This is a genomic window from Acuticoccus sp. I52.16.1 (assembly GCF_022865125.1).
In the GTDB taxonomy this organism is placed as follows: domain Bacteria; phylum Pseudomonadota; class Alphaproteobacteria; order Rhizobiales; family Amorphaceae; genus Acuticoccus.
On record NZ_CP094828.1, the window covers coordinates 1932539 to 1958455 of the forward strand.

The 25917-nt window shown below is 72.1% G+C and carries 20 protein-coding genes; 13 read left to right on the forward strand and 7 right to left on the reverse strand.

Features of this window, described 5'->3' with window-relative positions; translation table 11 throughout:
* Genes MRB58_RS08625 through MRB58_RS08640 form a run of 3 tightly spaced genes read right to left on the reverse strand, consistent with a single transcriptional unit; the run spans nt 1 to nt 3939 of the window.
* The gene (locus MRB58_RS08625; protein ID WP_244781310.1) at nt 1-936 is read right to left on the reverse strand and encodes a glycosyltransferase family 2 protein; all 936 of its coding nucleotides are present in this window, start codon (nt 934-936) and stop codon (nt 1-3) included.
* Nucleotides 929-2866, reverse strand: a complete 1938-nt coding sequence (locus MRB58_RS24925) for a glycosyltransferase (RefSeq protein ID WP_371747251.1) — start codon at nt 2864-2866, stop codon at nt 929-931. Before MRB58_RS24925 ends, MRB58_RS08625 begins: the two co-directional genes overlap by 8 nt.
* On the reverse strand, nt 2863-3939 hold the full coding sequence (locus MRB58_RS08640) for a glycosyl transferase family 1 (RefSeq protein ID WP_244781311.1): 1077 nt from the start codon (nt 3937-3939) through the stop codon (nt 2863-2865). Before MRB58_RS08640 ends, MRB58_RS24925 begins: the two co-directional genes overlap by 4 nt.
* A gap of 205 nt (nt 3940-4144) precedes the next feature.
* Between MRB58_RS08640 and MRB58_RS08645 the strand changes: the two genes are divergently transcribed.
* The 7 genes from MRB58_RS08645 (at nt 4145) to MRB58_RS08675 (ending at nt 13391) form a co-directional block, all read left to right on the forward strand.
* Nucleotides 4145-5224, forward strand: coding sequence for a glycosyltransferase family 2 protein (locus tag MRB58_RS08645; RefSeq protein ID WP_244781312.1), 1080 nt, complete (start codon nt 4145-4147; stop codon nt 5222-5224).
* The gene (locus MRB58_RS08650) at nt 5221-7416 is read left to right on the forward strand and encodes an exopolysaccharide transport family protein (RefSeq protein WP_244781313.1); all 2196 of its coding nucleotides are present in this window, start codon (nt 5221-5223) and stop codon (nt 7414-7416) included. Before MRB58_RS08645 ends, MRB58_RS08650 begins: the two co-directional genes overlap by 4 nt.
* Before the next feature lie 686 nt (nt 7417-8102).
* Entirely contained in the window at nt 8103-8690 is a 588-nt protein-coding gene (locus MRB58_RS08655; protein WP_244781314.1) for a sugar transferase, read from the forward strand.
* The gene (locus MRB58_RS08660) at nt 8690-10024 is read left to right on the forward strand and encodes a polysaccharide biosynthesis/export family protein (RefSeq protein ID WP_244781315.1); all 1335 of its coding nucleotides are present in this window, start codon (nt 8690-8692) and stop codon (nt 10022-10024) included. The genes MRB58_RS08655 and MRB58_RS08660 overlap by 1 nt, the downstream gene beginning before the upstream one ends.
* Nucleotides 10025-10084: 60 nt before the next feature.
* Complete coding sequence (gene galE, locus MRB58_RS08665) at nt 10085-11086, forward strand: UDP-glucose 4-epimerase GalE (RefSeq protein ID WP_244781316.1); 1002 nt, start codon at nt 10085-10087, stop codon at nt 11084-11086.
* A 121-nt stretch (nt 11087-11207) separates the two neighbouring features.
* The gene (locus MRB58_RS08670; RefSeq protein ID WP_244781317.1) at nt 11208-11993 is read left to right on the forward strand and encodes a Crp/Fnr family transcriptional regulator; all 786 of its coding nucleotides are present in this window, start codon (nt 11208-11210) and stop codon (nt 11991-11993) included.
* Between the two features lie 21 nt (nt 11994-12014).
* Entirely contained in the window at nt 12015-13391 is a 1377-nt protein-coding gene (locus MRB58_RS08675; protein ID WP_244781318.1) for a UDP-glucose/GDP-mannose dehydrogenase family protein, read from the forward strand.
* Between the two features lie 99 nt (nt 13392-13490).
* Here the strand turns inward: MRB58_RS08675 and MRB58_RS08680 are convergent, their stop codons facing one another.
* Together MRB58_RS08680 and purD are read right to left on the reverse strand one after the other, a co-directional pair.
* Nucleotides 13491-15314 carry a hypothetical protein gene (locus tag MRB58_RS08680; protein WP_244781319.1) on the reverse strand — a complete coding sequence of 608 codons (1824 nt, stop codon included), beginning with the start codon at nt 15312-15314 and terminating at the stop codon, nt 13491-13493.
* 246 nt (nt 15315-15560) lie between these two features.
* Nucleotides 15561-16823, reverse strand: a complete 1263-nt coding sequence (gene purD / locus MRB58_RS08685; RefSeq protein WP_244781320.1) for a phosphoribosylamine--glycine ligase — start codon at nt 16821-16823, stop codon at nt 15561-15563.
* A gap of 47 nt (nt 16824-16870) precedes the next feature.
* Here purD and ubiA point away from each other — a divergent pair, with 47 nt between their 5' ends.
* A complete protein-coding gene (gene ubiA / locus MRB58_RS08690; RefSeq protein ID WP_244781321.1) occupies nt 16871-17845 on the forward strand; it encodes a 4-hydroxybenzoate octaprenyltransferase in 975 nt (324 codons plus the stop codon).
* Between the two features lie 46 nt (nt 17846-17891).
* Here the strand turns inward: ubiA and MRB58_RS08695 are convergent, their stop codons facing one another.
* Together MRB58_RS08695 and MRB58_RS08700 are read right to left on the reverse strand one after the other, a co-directional pair.
* Nucleotides 17892-20021, reverse strand: a complete 2130-nt coding sequence (locus tag MRB58_RS08695) for a M10 family metallopeptidase (RefSeq protein ID WP_244781322.1) — start codon at nt 20019-20021, stop codon at nt 17892-17894.
* 348 nt (nt 20022-20369) lie between these two features.
* Nucleotides 20370-20972 (reverse strand): DUF6101 family protein, encoded by a 603-nt coding sequence (locus MRB58_RS08700; RefSeq protein ID WP_244781323.1) that lies wholly within the window; start codon nt 20970-20972, stop codon nt 20370-20372.
* A gap of 198 nt (nt 20973-21170) precedes the next feature.
* On the opposite strand from MRB58_RS08700, the gene MRB58_RS08705 reads away from it, so the two are divergent.
* The 5 genes from MRB58_RS08705 to lpxK are packed head-to-tail and all read left to right on the forward strand — an operon-like array spanning nt 21171 to nt 25903.
* Nucleotides 21171-22526 (forward strand): TldD/PmbA family protein, encoded by a 1356-nt coding sequence (locus MRB58_RS08705; protein WP_244781324.1) that lies wholly within the window; start codon nt 21171-21173, stop codon nt 22524-22526.
* A complete protein-coding gene (locus MRB58_RS08710) occupies nt 22516-23292 on the forward strand; it encodes a 3'(2'),5'-bisphosphate nucleotidase CysQ (RefSeq protein ID WP_244781325.1) in 777 nt (258 codons plus the stop codon). The genes MRB58_RS08705 and MRB58_RS08710 overlap by 11 nt, the downstream gene beginning before the upstream one ends.
* Before the next feature lie 57 nt (nt 23293-23349).
* A complete protein-coding gene (locus tag MRB58_RS08715) occupies nt 23350-23583 on the forward strand; it encodes a DUF4170 domain-containing protein (RefSeq protein ID WP_244781326.1) in 234 nt (77 codons plus the stop codon).
* Nucleotides 23580-24923, forward strand: coding sequence for a 3-deoxy-D-manno-octulosonic acid transferase (locus MRB58_RS08720; protein WP_244781327.1), 1344 nt, complete (start codon nt 23580-23582; stop codon nt 24921-24923). Before MRB58_RS08715 ends, MRB58_RS08720 begins: the two co-directional genes overlap by 4 nt.
* Complete coding sequence (gene lpxK, locus MRB58_RS08725) at nt 24920-25903, forward strand: tetraacyldisaccharide 4'-kinase (protein ID WP_244781328.1); 984 nt, start codon at nt 24920-24922, stop codon at nt 25901-25903. Before MRB58_RS08720 ends, lpxK begins: the two co-directional genes overlap by 4 nt.
* The last annotated feature ends 14 nt before the right edge of the window (nt 25904-25917 follow it).

A 25917-nucleotide genomic window follows, 5' to 3' on the forward strand; every position in this document is an offset into this window, starting at 1 on the left:
TCAGGCGGTCGGCGCGGGTTCGGCGTTGCCGCGGAGGAGGCGGTTGAGGCGGGCGCCGATCGGGTAGCGGAAGTGGATCGCCGCGCGCGGCCGGCGCAGCACCGCGGCGGTCGCCGCCATCAACCGGCGCGCCTTGAGCTGCTCGACGGCGACGGCGAAGGCGAGCGCGTCGGTCAGCGCCGAGCGCCGCGCCGCCATCGCCTCCTGCACGTCGCCGGGAAGGTCGTGGTGCGCCTCGAACCCGGCATCGGCGGCGAGCATCGCCTCGATGTGCCGGACCCCGAGCCGCGCCGAGATCGACCCCGCGCGGCGGCGGTAGACGTAGCCGGTATTGTCGACCACCGCGCACCGCGCGCCGCAGGCCAGCGCCTCGGCCATCAGGAGGTAGTCCTCGCCGATGCGCAGCATCGGGTCGTAGTGCAGGCCGTTGGTGTCGAGGAAGGTGCGGCGGAAGAGGGGCTTGGTGTAGCCGAGGGTGTCCTTCTGGGCCATCGGGCTGTTGAGACGCACGTAGTCGCACAGGTCCAGCGTCGGCCCGCCGGCCGCCTCGGCGACGTCGAGCGTGCGAGGCGGGTGTCCCGTCTCCTCGATGGTGATCGAGTCGACGATGATGTCGGCGTCCGCGCCATGCTTCAGGCAGGCGGCGAGGCGGCCGGGGCGGAAGGCATCGTCGGCGTCCAATACGGCGATGAACGTGCCGGTGGCGGCGGCGAAGCCGGAATTGCGGGCGACGCCGGGGCCGCCATTGTCGGGAAGTTGCAGCACACGCACGCGCGGATCGTCGACGGCGCGGGCGGCGTCGGCGGTCCCGTCCGGCGAGGCATCGTCGACGACGATGACCTCCAGGTCGACGTCCTGCGCCAGCGCGCTGGCGATCGAGGTGGCGATCGAACCCTCGGCGCAGTAGGCGGCAATGATTATCGAGACATCAGGCAACGGCTTCGTCTCCCCCATAGATCGCGAGCTTGCGCATTCCGAACAGACGCGAGACCACGCCCGCATGCATCGCGGCGCGCAGGCTCCAGAACGCGACGCGCTGCGCCGACCAGAACGAGGCGAGCGCCCCGCCCACACAGATCCCCGCCTTGCCGGCGGCGATCAGAATTTGCTTGGCCCGCCCCGCCCGGCTGAGGCCCCGCGTCTCCAGGAGCAGGCCGTGGCTCTGCCCGGCGCGGAACCGGCGACGCAGGAGCCAGCGGATCGTCGCCCGCGGCCCGGTCACGTCCTCGAAGACGGCGGCGGCGGGTGCTGAGGCGATCCGCGCCCCGGCGTTGAACGCGTCGTGGAAGAAGGCGGTATCCTCCCCGCCCGAGCGGCCGAGCGCCACGTCGAACCGCCGCCCGTCGAGCGACGGCGCCGTGCGCGCGAAGAGCACGTTGGAGGTGTACCCCGTCCGGATCGCGCCGCCGGCCACGACCGGGTGCGCGGAGTGGAAGTCCCCGTCACGGATCCAGCGCGGCACGTCCGGCGCGTAGCGGGCGATGGCCGGTCCCAGCACCACGTCGGCGCGCGTGGTGCGCTGCACGTCGAGGAGCGAGATCAGCCACTGCGGACTCGCCACCTCGTCGTCGTCGAGGATGGCGATCCAAGGGGCGTCGGCGGCGTCCAGCGCGGCGTTGCGCGCGGTCGATATGTTTCGGGCTGGGGCGTGCACGTAGAGGGTGTTTAGCCCGAACTCGTCGCCAAGGCCAATGATGCTCTGCCGGGCGGCGTCGGTCTCGTCGTTGTCGGCGACGATGACGCGCACCGTCATGCCGTGCGGGAGGCGCAACGCGGCCAGCGAGCGCAGCGTGTCGGCGATGGAGCTGCGGCGGAAGGTGCAGACGCAGATGTCGACCGCGGTGTCGAGCTCGGCCGGCTCCTGCCAGCGCAGCCGACCGACCGGCGCCGGTGCGGTCGCGAAACGGGCGATGAAGCCCAGCGACCAGGAGAGGTGCATCGTCATGGCGGCGAGCCCCGCGCACAAAACACAAGTGTCCCGCCGCTGAACTGCAAGCACGGTGCCACCGCCGAGGGCGGCCGCGGTCCACAGGAGCCCCGGAACGGCGGCAAGTCCCGCCAGGAGCAGGGAAAACGGCGCGATGAGCGGTGCGACGAGAAGCCCGGCGGCGGAAGGTGCGACGAGGATCGACGCCACCTGGCGCAGCTTCAACCGCATGTCGTGCTTGCGTACGGTGGAGGCGCGGCCCCGCCCGTAGCTGAGATACTGCTTGAAGAGCCGGCCCAGCGTCTTGCGCGGCAGGTAGACGGGCGGCTCCACCCCCGCCAGCCAGATCCGCCCGCCCGCATGGGTCAGGCGATAGTCGAACTCGGCGTCCTCGTTGTGGGAGAAGGTCTCGTCATATCCGCCGAGCGCCAGGAAGCTGTCGATACGCATCGCCGCGTGGTGGCCATGGTCGACATGACCCGGCTCGGCGCCCACGCGGTGGGCCGAGTTGCCGGAGCCGAGGCGCGAGTTCTGCGCCGCCGCCACCGCGCGCTGCATGCAGGCGACCCCCTCGGTGCGCATCGCGACGACCACCGAGTCCGACCCCACCCGCGCCATCTCGGCGAGAAGCTGCGAACAATAGGTCGGCGGGTAGAGGCAGTGCGCATCGATCCGGACGAACACCTCGCGCCCCTCGCCGAACTGCCGCACCGCGGCGTTGACGCCGGCGCTCTGGATGCGCTCCGGATTCTTCATCAGCCGGATGCGCGGATCGCTCGCAGCGCGCTCCATGACGATGGCGCGCGAGCGGTCGCGGCTGCCCCCGTCGGCGACGACGATCAGTTCATCCGGGCCGACGTCGGCCGCGACGAGATCGAGAAGGCCGGGGAGGTGTTCCGCCTCGTCGAGGCAGGGGATGACGATGAGCGCGCCGGTCATGCCGCCTCCGCGTGGGTTGTGGGGATGGTGGCGCCCGCCACGAGGCCGACGAGCCGGCGGCACTCGGCCGCATCGCTGACGAAGGCCGTCCGGTCGACCCGCGCCACCGCGGCGGCCATCGCGGCGTAGCGCTCCGGGGTCATCGCGGCGACGAACGCAGCGAGTGCCCGCTGCGGGTCGCCGTCCAGGACATGGCCGATGCCAAGGTCGGCGAGCCGCGCCGCCGTGGCCGTGCCGGCGCGGGCGATCGGCACCGCGCCGTGGGCGCCGCCCTCGTACAGCCGATTGGGCAGGAGCCACTCGGAGTTGGCGCCGGCCTCGTAATAGTCGATGCACCAGATGAAGTGGACGCCGCCGTAGAGCGCGGCGAGCCCGTCCGGCCGGTAGGGGCCGGCGAACGCCACATGCGGCATCGGCGCCACCGTGGCGTCGAGGTCGGCGAAGATCGCCGGCGACGGCCTGCCCCGGATCACGACGTCCAGCGCACCGTCCAACGCGGCGGCGGCGGCGCCGAGGACCTCCACCGAGCGCCGGTCGCGTAGCGCGCCGAAGAGGCCGACGCGCCAGGGCGGCCCGTCCGTGCGCGGCGGCGTCGCGGCGGGAGGGTCGAGCAGCTTGTTCTCCACCAGCGCCACCGGCAGGTCGAGCCGCGACAACGGGTCCACGTAGGCCGCGACGAAGTCCGGCGAACTGACGAGGAGCTGCGATGCCCCGGCGCCCAGCGCCCCCTCGACGCGCCGCAGCAACTCGCCCTTGCGCCCCAGCAGCAGGCGGTGGATGTCGAGTAGCTCGTAGGTCAGCGGCACCCGGCCGAGGTGGCGGCGCACCGCCGCGGCGACGGCGAGTTGCTCCAGGTTGCGGGCCATCAGCGCATCGACGGGGCCGAGGCGCGCGGCGATCCGCGCGGCCGACATCCGGCGCCCGACGACGCTCATCGCCCGTGCGGCGAGCTTGCCGTCGGCGGTGTGGCCGAGGGGGATCGGGGCGACGCCGGCGACGTCGGCCGGCGGGGTCGCCGTGCGGTGGAAGCCGGCGAGGGCCACCTCGGCACCGCCCCGCTGCAGCATGGTCACGCGGCGAGCGACGGCCGCATCCCCGAGATCGTGAACAAAATAGCCTATGCGCAAGGCAGGTGTCCTCGTTCGGTTCGTCCCAGCGCTACGGCCGATCCCCTCGAGCGTCTCCATCATATGTTATTGAGAACAGGGCCTCCGCCGGAGCCAATGGGGCGAGCATCAACCCCACTCTGGCCCCCGACCAGGGCAAGCAGGAGGCGCTGTGGCAGACGAGTCCCGGCCCGGATCGACGACGCGCGAGGGCGTGGCCGTGATCATCCCGGCCTACAACGCGGCGGGCACCATCGGCGCCGCCGTCGCCTCCGCGCTGGCCGAGCCGGAGGTCGCCGAGGTCGTCGTCGTCGACGATGCCTCGCGCGACGACACCCCCGGCGCCGCCCGTGATGCGGACGACGGCACCGGCCGCCTCGCCGTCCACCGCCTCGCCGCCAACGGCGGCCCGTCGCGGGCGCGCAACGTCGCGCTGGAGCGTTCCACCGCGCCGATCGTCGCCATTCTCGATTCGGACGATCGCCTCCTCGCCGGGCGCTTCCGCCGCCTGCTCGCCATCCCGCACTGGGACCTGATCGCCGACAACATGGTGTTCGTCACCAGCACCCGCGGCGCGGACGAGGCCGCCACGCAGTACGCCGCCTGGCCGCAGCGCACCGCCACCACCGTGCTCGACCTAGCGACCTTCGCGCGCGGCAACGTCGGCACGCCGGGGGCGCGGCGGCGGGAGATGGGCTTCATCCATCCCCTCATGCGCCGCGCCTTCCTGGACCGCCACGCCATCCGCTACAACGAGGCGATGCGGCTGGGCGAGGACTTCGACCTCTACGCCCGCGCGCTGCTCGCCGATGCGCGCTTCCTGCTGTGCTCCACCCCCGGCTACCTCGCCGTCGAGCGCGAGGATTCGCTGAGCGCGATGCACCGCGTGGAGGACCTCGCGGCCTTCCTCGCCTGCCACGATGGCCTGGAGCGCGCCCGCCCTTTGACCCGCGCCGAGGCCGAGGCGCTCGCCCTCCACCGCCGCAGCGTCGAGGGGCGGTATGCCCTGCGCCGCGTGCTGGCGGACAAGGCGGCCCACGGCGTCGGCCCGGCGGCGGCCTGGCTCGCGGTGCGTCCGCGCCTGTGGGCTCCGGTTCTCGCCGGTGTCGCGCGCGACAAGGTGGCCGCGCGGCAGGCCCGCCGCGGCATCCCGGCCGACACCAGGGCCGCCACCCTGTTCGACATCCCGCGCCACGACCCCGCGCCGGCCGCGCCCCGGGCCGATGTCCGCCTCGCCGGAGGACCGCAATGAACGAGTTGCCGACGCATCTGCGCTTCACCGACCGCCGCGGCATCGACCCGTCGCCGCCGCCCGCCACCGGCCAGGCGGAGGACTATATCGACCTGCGCGAGGTCATCCGGGCGTGCTGGCGTCAGGCGTGGGTGGTGGTGCTGTGCGTGGTCCTGTTCGCTGCGCTCGCCATCGCCTACGCCCTCTCGCTGCAACCGAGGTTCACGTCCTACGCCACGATCCTGCTCGACCAGGACCGGGCCGCGCTGGTCGAGCTGATCTCCGAACAGCAGATCGAGGCGCTGCGCGACGGCATCGTGCAGAGCGAGGTGGAGATCCTGAAGAGCCAGGAGTTGGCGCTGCGGGTGGTCGACGACCTCGATCTCGCGGCGCGGCCGGGCGTCCTCGACACCGCCGCCTCGCCCGCCGCGGCGGCGCTCGGGGGGATCAAGGCGGGCCTCGGCGCGCTGGTGGGCGGGATGACCGGCGGTACGCCCGAGGTCGCAGCGCCCGTGGCCGACGAGGCCACGCGCCTGACGCGGCTGAAGGAGAAGCTCGCGCTCCGGCTGCGCGGGCAGCTCTCGGTGCAGCGGGTGGGGCGCAGCTACGTGCTCGGCCTGTCGATGAAGGCGTCCGACCCGGCGCTCGCCCAGGAGCTGGCCGAGGGCTATGTCGACGCCTACCTCGAGTTCGGCCGGGCGGGCGATGCGGCCGCGCTCGACAGCGCCGTCGCCTGGCTGCGCCAGCGCACCGACGACCTGCGCAAGGCCGCCACCGAGGCCGGCCGCGCACTGGAGCAGTACCGGATCGACAACGGCCTCGTCAGCGTCGGCTCGCGGCTCCTGTCGGAGCAGGAGGTGTCCGAGCTGATGAGTCAGCTCATCCTCGCCGAGGCGGAGGCCTCCGCGGCACGGGCGATGGCCGCGCACGGCGCCGACGCGGTCGCTTCGGGGCCCGAAGCCGCGCTCGCCAACCTCGCTTCGCTGAGCGCCGACGGCGCCGGCCGCGACCAGGCGATCGATACGCTGCGCGCCGAGTACCTGTCGCTGAGCCGCGAGCGCAGCCGGGTGGCCGAGCGGTTCGGCCCGCGGCATTCCGAGGTGACGGCCATCGACGCTCGCCTCGCCTCGGTGCAGGGGCTCCTCTTCGAGGAGGTCGAACGCCGCGCCACACAGGCCGAAAACCGCGCCGACGTGCAGACCCGGCGCGTCGCCGCCCTGCGCGAGGGCCTGTCGAGCGCCACCGAGAACGCCTCCGGCGACACCGGCGCGCAATACGAGCTGTTGCAGCTTCAGGAGACGGCGGAGAGCTACAAGCAGCTCTACCAGTCGGCGCTGACACGGCTGGAGCGCACGGTGAACCAGCTCTCGCTGCCGATCGTCGACGCGCGCGTCCTCACCGCACCCGACACGCCGACCGGCGCCAGCAGCCCGCAAAAGGCCAAGTACGCCGCGCTCGGCATCGCGCTGGGCGGGTTCCTGGGCGCGCTGATCGGGCTGGTGCGGGAGATGACCCGCACCGCGCTGCGCACCAGCGAGGACGTCCGCCGCGCGCTGGGGCTTCCGGTGCTGGCGACGATGCGCAAGCGCCGGCCCTGGTGGCGCCGCCAGCTCACCGGCGCCCGGCGCGACCGCGCCCGCACCAACGCGCTGCGGTCGATGAAGATCGCGGTCGACGGGCACACGCGCCGCTCGGGCCTGCGCACGGTCGCCTTCATCTCCGCCCGCTCGGGCGAGGATCGCGAAGGCCTGGCCTACGAGTTCGCCGTCATGTTGGCCGGGCACGGGATCCCGACCTTGCTCCTGGACCTCGCCCAGGACAGTCGCCGTCCACCGCACGGGCACAGCCTGGTGGGGATGATGGACGGTGCCCCGGAGCCCGCGTTCGAGGCCCTGACGGTGAGCCCGGAGCTGCCGCTGGCGCATCTGCCCGGCGCCGCGGCCGACTCGCGCGACCCCGGCGAGACGGCCGTGTTCGCCGGTGGCGACCGCATGGCCGAGGTCATCGCCGCGGTGAGCCAGCCGGCGCAATATATCGTCCTGGACCTGCCGGCCGCCAGCGAGGGTCCCGGCGCGCGCGCCTTCGCCGAGTACGCGCAGACGGCGATCCTGGTGCACCGCGCCGGCAAGGCGAGCGACCGCGAGGTCCAGTCCCTCGCCGCGCAGCCCGATTGGGACGAGAAGCTCTGCGGCGCCGTCCTGGTCGAAGGATAGCCCGTCGCGGCGATGACGGCCGCGACGCCGAGCGCGACCGCACGTCCCCCGAAAAGGCGCCTCTCGCGGGCGCCTTTTTCTCGTTGCGCGACAGGCACCGCAACTCCGCGACGATGCTGAAAGTGCCAGAAAATAGGATATTGTGCCTATTTTTGGCGACGAGACACACCGCGGCCGACGCTGCGAAACACAATTCCAATACAACAAAAAAGAGTTGCGATTCGCGCATAGCACGAATGTCCAAACGCGGTGGGGTCGTCGCCGGCGCGTCACGAAGGCATCAATTCGCCGGCGAATCCGCAAGCAGACGGCTTATAATATGATCATTCGCCAAACTCTCACCGCAATTGGGCGGCTTCGCGCTGCAAATGCAGTAAAAGCGTCAAATTCAATGGCTTGCAGCCCCTTTTGCGGCCCATTCCCAAATTAGCAAATGATAATGAGTGGGGTGGTGCCATTGCCCTTACTCGCTCACATGAAGCCCGCTCGAACCTCATTCGAACGGCGCAAACTGCAACGCGGGAACAACAATGGGTGGTGTTGTGAATTCGACCGTCCTAGCCGCGGACGCGTACCGGAAGCACGTAAAAGCGTGGCGTATCCGGTCGACAAAGCCTAGGCATTCGACCCTAGGCCGCGCCGCTGGCGACCCGACGAAACCTCTCGGCCAGGCCGCCAAGCGGTGGGTGGACATCCTCGCCGCGTCGGCGGGACTCGTGGCGGGGGCGCCGATCCTCGCCGTGGCGGCGATCGGTACCAAGCTGAACGATCCGGGGCCGATCTTCTTCGCCCACGAGCGCATCGGCAAGGACGGCCGCCGCTTCCGCTGCCTCAAGCTGCGCAGCATGATGGTGGACGGCGACGCCGTCCTCGCCCGGCATCTCGCCACCAATGCCGCGGCCGCGGCCGAGTGGGCCGAGACGCAGAAGCTGCGTGACGATCCGCGCGTGACCGCCTGGGGCGGCTTCCTGCGCAAGAGTTCGATCGACGAGCTGCCGCAACTCGTCAACGTCCTGCGCGGCGACATGAGCATCGTCGGCCCGCGCCCGGTGACGGAGACCGAGCTCGCCCGCTACGGCCGGCAGCAATGGGCCTACCTCTCGGTCCGGCCGGGGGTCACGGGGCCGTGGCAGGTCTCCGGCCGGTCCTCGATCGGCTTCCAGCGCCGCGTCGCTCTCGACACCCACTACGTCAAGACGTGGTCCTTCATGAAGGACATCCGCCTCATGGTGCTCACCGTCCCCGCGGTCCTGGCGAGCCGGGGCAGCTATTGATGCGCCGCTCGCGCGCCTCGGCCGTCGTCATCCTCACGGCGGGGACCCTCGCGCTGGGTGTGCTGACTCCCGGCGCGCTCTCGCCGGCGGCCGCCCAGGCGAGCGGCGACCTCGTCCACCCGCTCGACACGCTGCGGCTCGACGTCGCCGCGTGGTCGACCGAGACGCGGTCGCTGACGCCGCTCCCCTTCATGGCCGGCGAGTTCGCGGTCGAGACCAACGGCACCGTGTCGCTGCCGGTGATCGGCCGGCTGGACGTCGAGGGGCGCTCCCTGAGCGACCTTTCGACCACCATGACGCACGCGTTGCAGCAGCGCCTCGGCATCGTCGACGAGATCTTCGTTTCGCTGAAGATTGCCGAGAACGCGCCCTTCTTCGTGGTCGGCGCCGTGGAGAGCCCCGGCGCGTTCGAGTACCGCCCCGGAATGACCGCGATCCAGGCGATCGCGGTCGCCGGCGGCGTGCGGCGCTCGCAGACCATCTTCTCACGCACCGACCGCGACGCCGCGCGGGCACTGGGCGACCACCGCCTCCTCGAGCTGGAGCGGCGGCGCACGCTGGCCACCATCGCCCGCCTGGAAGCCGAGCGAGACGGCAAGGCGGAGATCGACCCGCCCGCCGAGCTGGCCGGCGCCGACATGGCCGAGGCCTACCTCGACGTCGAGCGCGAGGTGATGAAGGCGCGCCAGGACGAGCACGCCGCGGCGCTGGAATCGATCGCCGAGCTGAAATCCCTCGTGACCGCGCGCATCGCCACGATGGGCCGGGAGAAGGACATGCGCCAGAAGATCGTCGAGGCGACGCGCGACGAGATGAAGACGATGCGCGGCCTCGTCGACCGGGGCCTGGCGCAGACCTCGCGCGCCAATTCCACCGAGCGCCAGCTGGCCGACGCCGAGGCGCGGCTGCTGGAGCTGGAGACCGCCGTCCTCGCCGCCGAGCAGCAACTCAACGAAGCCCAGCGCGACGAGGTGGAACTCAAGGGTCAGCGGCGCGTCACCATCGTGTCCGAGTTGCAGAACGCGCGGACGGAGCTGGGACGCATCGAGGTGAAGCTCGGGACCGCCGAGTCGCTCTTCGCCGAGGCCGCCCGCTTCGGCTCGACGATCGCCGAGCTGTCCGCCGAGGAGCGCGACCGCACGGTGTCACTCGTCGTGACGCGGAGTGGGCGCCAGGCGGAGCGCACCTTCGTCGCCGATGCCGGCACCGTGTTGCGGCCCGGCGACGTCCTCGAGGTCCGTGCGCCGGACATCGACGGGGCGGGGGCAGGGTTCGACCCGACCCCGACCCTGCCGAACGCCGACGCGTCGATCGATGCCGATGCCCTCAACTGAACCTCTGAGCGGCGCGGCGCACGCCTCGCGGTCGCCGGCGCCCTTTCACGGAGTGAGGTCATGAACAGAGTCCTGGTCACCGGCGGCGCCGGCTATATCGGGAGCCACTGCTGCAAGGCCCTGGCCGCCGCGGGGTTCGAGCCCGTCGTCTACGACAACCTGTCCACCGGGCATCGCCACTTCTGCAAATGGGGCCCCCTCGTTCCCGGCGACATCCGCGACGCCGACACGCTGGCCCGCACCTTCGAGGCGATGCGGCCGGTCGCGGTGATGCACTTCGCCGCGCAGTCCATCGTCCCGCGCTCGACCGCAGACCCGCAGGAGACGTTCGACGTCAACGTCGCCGGCACGCTCAACCTCCTCGAAGTGATGAAGCGCTTCGCGGTGGAGCGGCTGGTCTTCTCGTCGACCTGTGCGATCTACGGCAATGCCGGTCGCGGGCCGATCGACGAGGCGCATTCCAACAACCCGATCACCCCCTACGGCACGTCCAAGGCGATGGTGGAGAGCATCCTCGCCTCCTACGAGGCGGCGTACGGCCTGCGCTCGGTGCGCCTGCGTTACTTCAACGCCGCCGGTGCGGACGAGGACGCCGCGGTCGGCGAATGGCACGAGCCGGAGACCCACCTCATCCCCATCGTGCTCGACGTCGCCCTCGGCCTGCGCCCGGCGTTGCAGATCAACGGCAGCGACTACGACACCGAGGACGGCACCGCGGTGCGCGACTACATCCACGTCGAGGATCTCGCCAGCGCCCACGTGGCGGCGCTGACGCACCTGCTCGACGGGGGCGAAGGCATCTCGGTCAACGTCGGCACCGGGGCCGGCCACTCGGTCGCCGAGATCGTGCGCGCGGTGTCGCGGCTGACCGGCCGCGCGGTGCCGACGATCCACGGGCCGCGCCGGCTGGGCGACCCGCCGCGCCTGGTCGCCAATCCCCGGCGCGCCCTCCAACTCCTGAGCTGGCGGCCGACCCGCGACATCGAGGCGATGATCCGCGACGCCTGGCGCTGGCACCAGGATCTGCGCCGGACGGACGGGGTGACGAGCCTGACGGCCTAGCCCCGCGGCCGCTCCGCCGCCGTCCCCACACCAACGGACTTCCGTGGCCGTCCCTCGGAAGGGTCCACCCGTGTTCCCTCTCAGCCTTGCATCCGCGGATGTACGGCCAAGGAGTCGATGAGTGACTGCGAACAACAAGCTTCGGCCCATCAGTCGACGAATCGAGGCTCTCAGCCACACCAATTCGAGCATTCTGCATCGCCTGGAGCGCCTCCTCGGCCGCACCAACGAGCACAGTCGCGGCAGTCTCTACAGCGAGGTCGGGGCGGTTCAGTCGCGGCCCCAGGTGATCGTCGAGGGGTGGATGCAGCGCACCCACCTCCTTCAGGACGGCCGGCAACAGGTGCTCGGCCACCTGCTGCCGGGCGACTTCGTGAACTTCGCGCTGCATCCGCAGGTGCCTTCCCTCACCAACGTCGAGTGCGTGACCGACGTCGTCCTCGCCGACGCGTCGGACCTGCGCGACCACATCGCCGCCGTCGGGCCGGACGATCCGCTCGCCAGCGCGATCCTGCTGGTGCTGGGGGTCGACGAGGCGATCACCATGAACTGCATCGTGCGGCTCACGCGCCAGTCGGCCTACGAGCGGCTGGCGCACCTCCTCCTCGACCTGCACTACCGCCTGTCGCTGGCCGGCATGGTGGACGACAACAGCTTCGAGTTGCCGCTGACGCAGCAGGCGTTGGGCGAGGCGCTCGGCCTGTCCGTGGTGCACCTCAACCGCGTCCTCATGCAGCTGCGGCGCGACGGCTCGCTGGAGCGCGCCGGGCGGACCATCACGCTCCTGGAACCGGAGCGTCTGCGGCGCCGGGTCGACCATACGTTCCCGCGCTCGCGCATTCCGGCCCCGTTTCCCGCCGGCTGCGGCGCCTTCGCCGGGCGCCCCGCCGCCTTCGCCACGCACTGACGCCAACGCGGACCCAGAACCATGAACGTCACCATCATCGGCACCGGCTATGTCGGCCTCGTCTCGGGCGCCTGCTTCGCGGACTTCGGCCACACCGTAACCTGCGTCGACAAGGACGCCGCCAAGGTCGAGCGGCTGCGCGCCGGTGAGGTGCCGATCTACGAGCCGGAGCTCGACCGGCTGATCGCCGCCAACCAGGCCGTCGGCCGCATCAGCTTCACCACCGACCCGGCCGAGGCCGTCGGCAGCGCGGACGTGGTCTTCCTCGCCGTCGGCACGCCCTCGCGCCGCGGCGGCGGCCATGCCGACCTCACCTACGTCTACGAGGCGGCGCGGGAGGTGGCGGCTTTGGTGCGCGGCTACACGGTGATCTGCACCAAGTCGACCGTTCCCGTCGGCACGGGCGACGAGGTCGAGGCGATCGTCGCGGCGGTGGCGCCGTTCGCCGACGTCGACGTCGCCTCCAATCCGGAGTTCCTGCGCGAGGGCGCCGCGATCGGCGACTTCAAGCGGCCCGACCGGGTGATCGTCGGCGCCGAATCCTCGCGCGCCGTCGCGGTCATGCGCGAGCTCTACCGCCCCCTCTTCCTCAACGAGACGCCGATCCTCTTCACCTCGCGGCGCACCGCCGAGCTGACGAAGTATGCCGCAAACGCCTTCCTCGCCGCCAAGATCACGTTCATCAACGAGATGGCGGACCTGTGCGAGAAGGTCGGCGCGGACGTGCAGGACGTCGCCAAGGGGATGGGGCTCGACAAGCGCATCGGGCCCAAGTTCCTCAACGCCGGTCCAGGCTATGGCGGCTCCTGCTTCCCCAAGGACACGCTGGCGCTCGCCGCCACCGCCAACGACTACGCCACGCCCGTGACCCTGGTCGACGCGGTGGTCGAGGCCAACGCCAGGCGCAAGGGGCGGATGGCGCGGGTGATCGTCGAGGCGGCGGGCGGATCGCTGGCGAACAGGCGGGTCGCCGTCCTCGGCCTCGCCTTCAAGCCACAGACCGACGACATGCGCGAGGCGCCGAGCCTGGTGATCGTCCCGGCGCTGCAAAAGGCCGGCGCCACGGTCGTCGCCTACGACCCGGAAGCGATGACCGAGGCCGCCAAGGTGCTCGACGTGCCGTTCGCCGAGGGCGCCTACGAGGCGATGAAGGGCGCGGACGTGACGGTGATCCTCACCGAATGGAACGAATTCCGCGCTTTGGACCTTGAGAGGGTGCGAGCGACGATGCGGGGCGATGTGCTGGTGGACTTGCGCAACATCTATTCGGCCGAAACGGCCGGGCGAGCGGGCCTCACCTACCGCTCCGTCGGCCGCACCGACGCGCCGCTCGGCCTCCCGGCGGCGCACGTGACCGGCACCGACCTCAGCGACATTCAGGGCCTTTTGAAGAATTAGATCGGCGACGGGGACCGCGGCTCGATCCAGCACGCCGTCCCCGCCGCCCACTCCGACATGCGCCCGGTGGCCTCACCCGCCAACCGGGCGCATCGCGTTTCAGCACAGCAGCAGGTCGACCTCCGCCGCACTCGCCTGCCGCAGCGAGATGTCGGCGAACGTCGTGTCGGCGCCGCCCATCGCCGCATCGTCGGTGATGAACACGAGGTCGACGAATTCTCCCACGAGATCCGGATCGACCAGCGCGCCGACGGGGATCTCGAAGTGCGTCACCGCGCCGTCGGCGGAGGCCTCGCCGGCGGCCCACTGGTTGCCCCACGTCTGCGTGCCGAGGAGCTGGAAGACATTGTCCGGATCCATCGGCCCTGCGGTGTCGAAGCCGATGGCGTGGAGGTCGCCCTCGTCGGTGGCGGCGAAGTCGAACGAGAGCACGGTCCCGGCCGTCAGCTTGAAGGTCGACACCTCCTTCCGGGCACCCGCTTCGAGGGTGACGCCGGCGCCTCCCGGCGCGACGGTGGCGCTCCCTTCGTCTCCCCCCTCGCCGAAGGTGCGCAGCCGGTAGCCCTTGCCGTCGATCACCAGCTCGTGGGCCATGTAGGCCCGCTCCACCGGACCGAGATCGACCGACCGCCCCGCCCCGCCGCCGAGGCCGGCGATATCGACGTCGCGCGGCAGACCGCGGGCGTCGGTCACGAGGGGGCTGCCGTCGGCCCCGAGGGAGAAGGACGCGTCGCCGGCATCCACCGCGGGGTTGGCGTAGGTAGGATCGAGGTTGATGGTGCGCGTCGGGCCGCCGTTGTCGGTCAACGCCACGCCCTGCCGGAAGATGTCCGCCGGGTTGGCCGCCCCGGTCACCGCCTCCCCGTCGTAGACGTTGGTGCCGACGATGTTTCCGCCCAGGACGTGCACCGTGCCGCCCGCGACGCCCGGCCCGTCCGCCGGGCTCTCGAAAACGATGCTGTTGGTGAGGGTCGCGGTGCCCGAGTTCTCGATCTCGACCGAGGTGCGGTCCGAGTAGTGGCCGGCGACGATGGAATGCACCAAGGCCAGCGCGCCGCCGTTGTCGACCCCGCTGCCCTCCCGATAGACGCTCGAACGGATCGAGTTCAGCGCGATCGTGCTGTTGACGAAGAGCGCGTCGCCGACGTTGTAGACACCGGCGCCCTCGCCCCCGCCATTCTCCGCGACGAGGCTCGCCGTCGCCGAGAGCGACCCCGCGTTGTAGATCCCGCCACCCTGCTGCATGCCCCGGCCCGAGGCGCGGTTGCCCGACACCTCGACCCGTTCCATCGTCAGCGTTCCGGCGTTGTAGATGCCGCCGCCGACACCGCCCGCCTGATCCCAGCCGACACCGTTGCCGGTGATATCGACGTCGCGCAGCGTCAACGTGCCGGCGTTGTGGATGCCGCCGCCTTCGCCGTAGGCTTGGGTGAACCAGCCGTTGACGATCTCGGCGTCGCTGATCTCGACGACCGCGCCCGCGGCGATCCCGATCCCGGCGAGGTAGCCGACGTCGGGGTAGTCGATCCCGTCCGCCCATGCCGGGCCGGCGCCCTCGATCCGCAGGTCGTCCAACGCGAGGTTCGTCCCGGCCGCCACGTCGACGATGCGCGCGGCGGAGTAGGCCTGGGTGCCGCCGAAGATGGTGATATCGCCGGCGCCATCGCCGAGCGGGTCGCCGTGGATGGCGAGGTCGTAGCCGGAGGCCGTGCCCGGCGCGATGGCGAGCGGCCCTTGCTCCAGCTCGATGGTGCCGCCGGCGAGCCGCGGCGCGAACACGATCTCCACCGACGCATCGTCGTAGGCGGCGCCGACCGTGACGGCCTCGCGCAGGCTGAGGCCGCTCCCGTCGACGGCCTCGACCGTCGCGACTGTGGTCCCGGCCGCTTCGTCGTCCAGCGTGGTGACGGTCAGGGTGATCATGGCGCTCCTCCCGCCCGCCCGACCATCGTCGGCCACGAGCCGAGGGCGGGACCGGGCGCTGCTATGTGAGGAGGGAGTGTCGTCCCCGCCGCCGGCCCGCGCATGCGCATATGCGATTGCGACGGGCCGCGAAGCGCCATATCCTGAGCCTTCGCGACCGCAGGCGCGGCCGGCTCCCGTGGCGCGGCCGGCTCCCGTGGCTCGGCCGGCTCCCGTGGCTCGGCCGGTTCAGGAGGCTCTGCCGGTTCAGGATGCGATGTCGCGGCGCATGCGGCCGCCCGGCCAGTCGAGGTGCTCGAGCGCGGCGTAGACGTCGCGCCGCGCGTCCGCCGGCGTGGCGCCCCGTGCCACCACCGTCAGCACCCGCCCGCCGTTGGAGAGGACCTCGCCCCCCTCGGGCTTCGTGCCGGAATGGAAGACCGCGGTGCCGGCCGCCGCCACCTCGTCCAGCCCGCGGATCGGCTCGCCCTTTGCCACCGGTCCGGGATAACCCTCGGCCGCCACCACGACACCCACGGCGCTCTCGTCCGACACCGTCAACGGCGCGCTCGCCAGGGTGCCCGCAGCGGTGGCATAGAGCAGCTCGAACGGGTCGCTCGTCACCCGCTCCCACATGATCTGGCACTCGGGATCGCCGAAGCGCACGTTGTACTCGATGAGCTTGGGGCCATCGGCCGTCAGCATCAGCCCCGCATAGAGGACGCCGACATAGGGCGTGCCGTTCTCTGCCAACCAGTCGAGCGTCGGACGCACGATGGTCGCCATCGCCTCCTCGCACAGCGCGTCGGTGAAGCCGGGCGCGGGGGAGACGGCGCCCATGCCGCCGGTATTGGGGCCGGCGTCCCCGTCATAGGCGCGCTTGTAGTCGCGCGCGGAGGCGAATTCGCGCACGACGGCGCCGTCGGACAGCGCGAACAGGCTCACCTCCGGCCCTTCCAGCTTTTCCTCGATGACGACGCGGTGCCCGGCTTCGCCGAACGCGCCGTCCATGGCGCTGCGAACCGCCGCGGTCGCCTCGTCCATCGTCTCGGCGATGACGACGCCCTTGCCCGCGGCCAGCCCGTCGGCCTTCACCACCAGCGGCGCGCCCATCGCCGCGACGGCCGCGAGCGCGTCGTCCAGCGTCTCGGCAATGGCCGCCTTGGCGGTCGGCAGGCCGAGCGCCTCGCATACGCGCTTGGTGTAGGCCTTGGAGGACTCGAGCTGCGCGGCGGCGGCGGAGGGGCCGAACACCCGTCGGCCCGCGGCGCGCAGCCGGTCGGCGAGGCCTTCGGCCAGCGGCGCCTCCGGGCCGATGACGACGAGGTCCATCGTCGCGGCCGCGGCCTCGATCTCGGCCGGGTCGATCGCCTCGGCGATGGTGGCGAGGCCGGCATTGGGGCCGCCGGCGAAGGCGAGGTAGGCGACCTTCGGCGAGCGTTTCACCGCCGCGGCGAGCGCGTGCTCCCGCCCGCCCGAGCCGACGATCAGAACTCGTGCACCCGAAGGCGCCGCAGACGGAGACGACATGCCGCGAAGGATCCTGTGTGCGTGTGATTTGCGAGCCGTCATAGACCATGCGAGGTCAGGAGGCGAACACCGGAGGATGGACCGTGGTAACGCGTGTGGACCAGGGGCGTGTGGCCGACGCCCCAGCGCAGAATTTCGTCGACCGGGTGCTGCCGCAGGCGCTGCGCCCCTATGCCCGCCTGGCGCGGCTCGACCGGCCGATCGGCTGGTGGCTGCTGCTGTGGCCGGGCTGGTGGAGCGTGGCGCTGGCCGGTGTCGCCCTCGGCGCGCCGCCCGACGTGTGGCATCTGGTGCTGCTGCTGGTCGGCGCGGTGGTGATGCGCGGTGCCGGCTGCACCTACAACGACATCCTCGACCGAGACATCGACGCGCGCGTCGAACGCACCCGATCGCGACCGATCCCGTCCGGCCAGGTGAAGGTCGAGGCGGCGATGCTGTTCATGCTGGGGCTGGCGTTCGTCGGCCTCGCGGTGGTGCTGCAATTCAACGCCTTCACGATCGTCCTGTCGTTCGGCTCGCTGGTGATCGTGGCGCTCTACCCACTCGCCAAGCGCGTCACGGACTTCCCGCAGGTGGTGCTGGGGTTCGCCTTCTCGTGGGCGGCCCTGGTCGGCTGGGCGGCGACATTCGGCAGCCTCTCCGCAGCGCCGGTGCTCATCTATGTCGGGTCGATCTTCTGGACGGTGGGGTACGACACGATCTACGCGCACCAGGATCGGCGCGACGATGCCATCATCGGCGTGCGCTCCACGGCGCGGCTCTTCGGCGGGCACAGCAAGCCGGCGGTGGGCGGGGTCTACGCCATCGCCGTGGCGCTGTTCGCGGCGGCGACCTACCTCGCCGGCGGTGGTGTGCTGGCGTTCGCGGGGCTGGCGGCGTTCGCGGCACACCTGGCGCAGCAGGTGACGCGCCTGTCGCCGGACGATCCGGCCGCCTGCCTCGCCGCGTTCCGGTCCAATCGCTGGGCCGGCTGGCTCTTCTTCGCCGGCCTGGTGGCCGACGGGGTGTTCGCCTCGATCTGAGCGGGAGGGCGCGTGCCGCCCCCCGTCGGTGGATCGCGCCCCTCGGTCAGAGGATGAAGTCGTCGGCCGAGAGGTCGGCCAGGGTGGCGCCCTCCACCGTGAGGCCGTCTTCCCGGCCGAAGGTGATGTGGACGCCGCGCCCGGTCTGCACCATCGCGCCGGTGAGCGCCGCGTAGGTCCCGAGCGACAGCGCGGCGAGATGGATCTTGTCCACGCCCGGCTCGAAATCGCGGATCGTGTCGTTCCCTTGGTCGGGACCGACGACGAAGCGGTCCGCCCCGCGCCCCCCGATCAGCAGATCCGTGCCGGTTCCGCCCCGCAGATTGTCGCGCCCGGCGTTGCCGAACAGGACGTCGTTGCCGTCCTGTCCGAGGAGCACGTCGTTGCCGCCTTCGCCGCGGACGACGTCGGCGCCCCGGCCGCCGCGGATCCGATCGTCGCCCTCGCCGCCCGACAGCGCGTTGCGCCCCGCGTTGCCGAGGATGAAGTTGGCCCGCGCATCACCGGTCACGTCGAGCCCCGCGGTGCCCGTCAGCGCCGCGACCTCGACGTTGCGGTAGGCGCCGAGGTCGATGTCGACGGTGGCGGAGCGCACCAGGTCGACCCCCTCGCCCGCCGCCTCGACGATGCGATCGCCCCGTTGGTCGACGACGTAGACGTCGTTGCCGGAGCCACCTTCCATCGTGTCGGCGCCCGGCCCTCCGTCCAGCGTGTCGTTCCCCGCGCCGCCGGCGAGCGTGTCGCCCCCGGCATTGCCGGAGAGGAGGTTGGCGAGGCCGTTGCCGCCGATGGCGTCCGCGCCCGACCCGCCGGACGCGTTCTCGATCGCGACCCCGCCGGCGATGGTGAAGCCACCGTAGATCCCCGCCGCGTAGGACACGACGCCCCCGCCGGTCGCAGCGGAACCGGTGATGGTCGCGGCGGTGAGGTCGATCACCGTGGCGCGGGTGCCGGCGGCGGCGATGGTGTCGACCCCGCCGGTGTCCCAGATGGTGGCGTAGCCGGTGCCGGGGGCGTTGGTCATGGGCAGGGTGTAGGTGTCATTCCCGGCGTTGTGGGTGGTGTCGGCACCGTATTTCTTCTGGATCAGGGCGATGTCGAGCGCGGCGGGCGTGAGATTGAATCCGTAGCGCTGGTCCGGCGACGGGCCGGACGGCCCGTCCCACCAACCGTCGTTGTAGGACATGACGGTGAAGACGCCCTGATCGAGGCTGGGGCCGCCGGTCGCGCCGGCCATGATGGTGGAGCCGCCACCGTCGTCGTGCGGGTGGGCGAGGCCCAGGCCATGCCCGAACTCGTGCAGGAAGGTGAGGAAGGTGTTGGATCCGGCCGCCAGGAGGCCACCCGCGGCATCGGACCAGAGGTCGGCGCCGTCGTTGAACCAGCCGACGCCCTCCTGCCAGCCGAGCGAGGGGTCGGGCGGGTTGAACCAGCCGAGCGCATCGCCGCCGGGATTCTTCGTCAGGATGAAGTCGGCCGTGCCGGCGCTCGCGACCTCCACGAAGCTCAGGTTGGAGACGTCCTCGTAGGTGCCGAGCGCCTCGAACACCTGGGCGCGCTCGTAGGGGGTCCAGTCGGCATCGTTGCGGCTACCGTCGAAGCTCTCGCCGCCCCGCGCGAAGTAGACCGCGACCGTGGTCCCCGCGACGCGCACGCCCCAGTCGATCGCCTCCAGAGGGTCTGCGGCGTCGGCCTGGGTGACCTTGAGCCGGTAGCCACCGGAATCGTTGGCGTAATAGGAGCCGGGGACGACGTAATAGGTCGCATCCTCGGCGAAGCCGATGGTGAGCGCGGCGTCGAGGCCGACCGCGTCGTCGTTCTCGGCGACGACGTTGCCGCGCGCGTCGACCAGGGTGAGGTAGGGATCGGACAGGCGCACGCCCGCGATGCGCACCGCGCTCAGGGTGATGTCGTACGTCTCGCCGGCGACGAAGTCGAACGCGTACCAGTCTTCGTCGATCGACGGGTGGTCGGGATTGCGGCGCACGACGATGGAGCCGAGGACCGGCGTGTCCAGGGCCAGGGGGGCCGCGGTCGCCGGTGTGTCGCCAGGGTCGCCGCGGTTGACGGCGGACGGGGCGGGGCCGGCCGGGCGCGGCTGGGGTGCGGCCTGCCCGCCGGGGGCAGGTTCGGTGTCGCGCGCCGAGGGTGCGCCGGTCGAGATCGTCCCTGCCATCAGGTACTCTTATACCGTGGAAGCGCTGCCGATCCCGCGCAATCTAGGCGCTTTTTCGACGAGCCGAATCTATCACTGCGCGCATCGCCGCAACAGGCATCGCACGCTAAAGTCAGCTACCGGGAAATGACGGTGGGTTCGATTTCCATGCGCACCATGGCGCCGGATCGCACCAGATCGCGGCCGAGCGAGCGGCAGCGGAGCACCCGCGGCGAACGGGCGGCGTGCGATACGTCGTAAGCCCGGCGCGAGGCGGTCGGGCGGGAGGTCAGCGTCGGGCGAGGCCGGCGCGGGGGAGGCGAGGGTCGGAATGCCCGGCGCGCCTCGGCGGGCGCCCCGGCGGGTGTCTCAGCGTGCGGCGCTGCGGTGCACGTCGGCGGCGCGGCGCTTGCGGCCGTAGCGGGAGCGGCGGCCGACCAGCGCGGAGCCCCGGCGGCGCGGCGAAGGCCGCTCGGCCAGCACCACGCCCATCGCGGTCAGCTCGGCGTGCACGCTGCCGTCTTCGTTGACGGCCAGCAGCGGCAGGTTCAGCGCCTTGGCCCAGGCCTGCCACTCCCGCGCCACGGTCGCAGCCTCGGTCGAGGTGGACAGCGGGATCGACAGACGCGGATTCTCGTGCACCAGGGTCAGGTTGAAGACCGGCTCGCCGTCACCGCTGCGCACCGCGACGCCCACCCCCCGGAAGGAGGAGACCGGCCGGGTGGAGATCCCGTCCGAGGCCGCCGCCATTTGGGTGACGTTCAGGGTGTGATTGGCAACCTCCAGCGCAACCGTCGTGTCGGCATCGCCGCTCATGAGGCCCTCGATCTTGCGCGGCGCGGTCGGCCGGCGGACACCCATGCGGTGTGGCTCCATGTCGTTGTCCGGCACCCAGCGGAAGGCGGACAGCGGGGCACGGACGGTCGCGATATGAACGGCATCGGGGGTCGACTGGCAGGCGGTGGCGTTCATGGGGCGTCTCTTCGAAACGTGAACTCGTCGGATGAAGAGAGACTACCCCCGCCGCTTTTCGTCTCGGCTAAGTGCGAATGGTGAATCCGGAGGCCGCTGTTGAGAGAGGCGTAACCTTGTCCGAGCGGGACCCGCAGAATGCCTGGAGGTTGGGTGAACGCCTTGCCGTGGCGATTCAGGCTTCCTAAACCCTATTCGATGCCAAACCCCACTGCGTTCTCAAACACTGCCGATCTGACCAGCCTCGCGGAGGCCGCGCTCGACGCGGCCAAGGCCGCCGGTGCGGATGCGGCCGATACGGTGGTCGCCGCCGGCACGTCCACGGCGGTGACCCTGCGCAACGGCGTGACCGAGGAGGTCGAGCGCTCCGAAGGCGCGGAGATCGGCCTTCGCGTCTTCGTCGGCGCCCGCAGCGCCCTGGTGGGGGTCGCCGACCAGCGCGACCTCGCCGAAGCCGCCGCCCGGGCCGTCGCCATGGCCAAGGCGGCCCCGGAGGACGACACCGTCGCCCTCGCCCCGGCCGACCAACTCGCCAAACCGCCCTTCCCGGACCTCGACCTCGACGACGGCGTGGAGCCGGACGTCGACGCGCTGACCGCCCGCGCGCGCACGATGGAAGAGGCGATGCTGGCCGTCGCCGGCGTCACCAACTCCAACGGCGTGTCGGCGGGGGCACGGCGGGCGACGCGGGTGCTCGCGACCAGCACCGGCTTCCTCGCCGCCTACGGCGCGACGATGCATCACCAGAGCGCGACGGCGATCGCCGGCGACGGCACGCGGATGGAACGCGACAGCTGGTCGAGCGTGCGCCGGCACCTGGCGGACCTCGCCGCGGCGGACGAGATCGGCCGCATCGCCGCCGAGCGCACCGTGCGCAAGCTCGACGCGCGACAGCTCACCACGCGCCGCGGCACCATCATCTTCGAGCCGCGCGCGGCGTCCGGGTTCGTCGGGCACCTCCTGTCGGCCGTCAACGGCGCGGCGGTGGCGCGGGGGGCCAGCATCCTCGCCGGAAAGCGCGGCACCGAGGTGATGGCCGACACGATCACCATCCGCGACGACCCGGCATTGCCGCGCGGCCGCGCCTCCCGCCCGTTCGACGGCGAGGGCCTCGCCGCCGCTGCGGTCGACATCGTCTCCGGTGGCACTCTCCAGGCCTACATCCTGGACCTGTCCACCGCGCGGCGTCTGGGCGAGACGTCCAACGGGCGCGCCGCCCGCGGCACCGGCTCACCGAGCCCGGCGCCGACCAACGTCACGGTCACCGGCGGCTCGGGCGACCTCGCGGCGCTGATGGCGGAGGCGGGGTCGGGCGTGCTGGTGACGGATCTGATCGGCATGGGCGCGAACGTCGTCAACGGCAATTATTCGCGCGGCGCGGCCGGGTTCTGGTTCGAGAACGGCGAGATCGCCTACCCGGTCGCGGAGATCACCGTCGCCGGGTCGCTGGCGCAGATGTTCGCCGCCGCCCGCTTCGGAGACGACGCGCCGGGCCTCGCCTCGGTGGACGCCCCCTCGATCGCCATCGCGGGAATGACGATCGGTGGCCGCTGAGAGCGATCTCGACCTCCTGGTGCGCGCCGTGCGCCGGGCGGGGCAGGTCGCCCTCGCGTGGCGAGGAACGGCGCGCAGCTGGTCCAAGGCCGACGGTTCGCCGGTGTCGGAGGCGGACCTCGCCGCCAACGACGCGTTGCAGGACGTCCTGTGCGCCGCCCGGCCGGACTACGGCTGGCTGTCGGAAGAGAACGGCGGCAAGTCCGGCTCGGGGCGGAGCTTCGTCGTCGACCCGATCGACGGCACCCGAGCCTACGTCGCCGGCGGCAGCGACTGGACGGTCGTCGCGGCGGTGCTCGATGGGGGCCGGCCGGTCGCGGGGGCGATTTTCCGGCCGGTCGTCGGCACACTCTATAGTGCAGCGCGCGGCGGCGGGGCGATGCGCGACGGCCGCCCGGCGAAAGTCTCGCGCCATGCGGGCCTGCAGGCGGCGCGCGTCGCCATGCCGGCGCCGCTCTACCGCGACGGACCGTTCCAAGAGGCCGGCGTGGAGCGGGCGAAGTACATCTCGTCGATGGCGCTGCGGCTGGCCAAGGCGGGCGACGGACGGCTCGACGCGGTCATCACCAAGCAAGGCCCGCACCATTGGGACCTTGCGGCGGCCGACCTCTTCGTGCACGAGGCTGGCGGTACGTTGACTGACCTGGCAGGCGAGACGCTGGACTATGCGGCCGAAACCACGAGCCATGGCGCGATCGTCGCCGGAAGTCCCGACCTGTCGGACTCCTTGCGGCGCCTGGCGGCCGGCCACGATCCCGCAATGTAATCGACTGTAATTTCTGGCGACGTTACTTCCCGATACGTTAACATAAACGGAACGGACATGGCGGACAAGCAGCTTCTTCATCTCGTCATCGGCGGCGAGCTGGCCGACCCCACGGGCGTGACTTTCCGTGATCTCGAGGATGTCGACATCGTCGGCGTCTTCCCCAACTACGCCGAGGCACACAAAGCGTGGCAGAAAAAGGCGCAGCAGACGGTGGACAATGCGCACATGCGCTACTTCATCGTCCACCTTCACCGCCTGCTCGACCCGGAGACCGGCCAGCCCGCGTGACGGGCCTCGTCTGGTCGCTCTACGGGGCGGTCGGCCGGGCCGCCGCGCCGCTCGCACGGCGCTATCTGGCACGCCGGGTCCTCCGCGGTAAGGAAGACCCCGCGCGCCTCGACGAGAAACGCGGCGTCGCCTCGCTGCCGGCGTTCGGCGAGGCCCCGCTCTGGATCCACGCCGTCAGCATCGGCGAGAGCGTCGCGGCGCTGACCTTGGCGCAGCGGCTCGCCGCGCGCGGCTGGCCCATCCTCCTCACCACGTCGACCCCCGCGGCCGCGGCGCGCCTGGCCCCGGCGCTGACGGACCGCATCGTCCAGCAATATGCTCCGCTGGACGCGCCGCCCTTCGTGGCGCGCTTCCTGGCGCACTGGCGCCCGGCCGCGGCGATCTTCATCGAGTCCGAGATCTGGCCGACGACGCTGCGGGCCCTTGCCCGGCGCGGCATCCCCCTGGCCCACGTCAACGCCCGCCTGTCGGACCGCTCGTTCGCCGGCTGGCAGCGCTGGAGCGGACTCGCCCGTCCGCTCTTCGAGGCGATCGACCTGGCGCTCGCCCAGTCTCCCGAGCAGGCCCGCCGGTTCGGCGCCCTCGGCGCCCGTCGCGCGACATCGACCGGGAACATCAAGTTCGATGCCGCCCCGCCCGAGGCCGACCCCGAGGCCGCCGCGGACCTCGCCGCCGTGATCGGCGATCGGCCGGTGTGGCTCGCCGCCAGCACCCACCCCGGCGAGGACGAGGTGGTGCTCGCCGCCCACCGCAGCCTCGCCGCGCGCTGGCCGAACGTGCTGACCATCATCGCCCCCCGCCACATCGACCGCGGGACCGGCGTGGCGGAGCTGGCGTCGGCCGCCGGCCCGGTCACGCGGCGCAGCGCAGGCGCAGGGCCCACCGGCGCCATCTACATCGCCGATACCATGGGCGAACTCGCCACCCTGTTCGACGTGGTCGGCACGGTGCTGCTGGGCGCGTCGCTGCGACCCTATGGCGGGCACAACCCGGCCGAGCCGGCCGCCTTCGGCGCCGCCCTCCTGACCGGGCCGACCCACGGCGTGATGTTCGAACCCTTCCTCGCCGCCGGCGCCGCCCGCCTCGTCGACGATGCGACCTTGGCCGACGCGGTCGGCGAACTCCTGGCCGACCCGGCCGAGCGAGCACGTCGCGGCGAGCTCTCCCGCACCGTGCTCGAGGCCGAGCGCGGCGCCGTCGACCGGACCATGGACGCGCTCGCCGCATGGCTTCCCGGCCGCCTCGCCGCACGATCGCCCGCCGCGCGGGCCGCCCCGGCCGTGCGGGGCGACACGGGCGGCACGGGCGACAATGCCGACGTCGACGGGGGGGCGACGTGAGGGCGCCGGACTTCTGGTGGGCGCCGCGGATGGGCCTCGCCGCCTCGCTGCTGGCGCCGGCCGGCTGGGTCGTCGGCACCGTCGCCGCGCACCGCATGCGCCGTGCGCCGGACGCGCGGCTCGCGATCCCGGTCGTGTGCATCGGCAACCCCACCGTCGGCGGCGCGGGCAAGACGCCCGTCTCGATCGCCGTGGCGCGCGCGCTCGTCGCCGCCGGCGCCCGCCCCGTCTTCCTCACTCGCGGCTATGGCGGGAAGGCCGCCGCGCCGCGGATCGTCGCCGGCCAGTCCGCCTCCGAGGTCGGCGACGAACCGCTGCTGCTGGCCGCGGTCGCCCCGACCGTCGTCTCGCCGGACCGCGCCGCCGGCGGCCGCCTCGCCGCCACGCTCGGCGACGTCGTGGTGATGGACGACGGCTTCCAGAACCCCGGCCTCGCCAAGAGCTGGTCGGCGATGGTGATCGACGCGGCGGTCGGTCTCGGCAACGGCGCGGTCACGCCGGCCGGGCCGCTGCGTGCCCCGCTGGCGGCGCACCTCGGTGCCGACGCGTGGCTCGTCGTCACCGGCGACGATCGCGTGCGCGCGGCGCTGCCGGCCACACTGCCCGCGCGCGCGGTCCACGAGGTCCGCCTCGTCGCCGCCGCGCCCGAGCCGCTGGACGCCCGGCCCGTCCTCGCCTTCGCCGGGATCGGCCGGCCGCAGAAGTTCTTCGCCAGCGTCCAGGCCCTCGGCGGCCACATCGCCGAGCGCCACCCCTTCGCCGACCATCATCATTATAGCGAGGCCGACGCCGAGCGGATCACGGCGCGCGCCGCCGCGCTCGGCGCCCGGCCGGTGACGACGGCGAAGGATCACGTACGGCTGGCCGCCGCCGGCGCAGCGGGGCGACGGCTCGCCGAGGCGGCCTTGGTGGTCACGGTGGAGGCGGTCCTGCCGCCGGCGGTGGTGGATCAGGTGACGGCGCTCGTTCAGGCCGCGTAGGCGGGGTGCCGGCG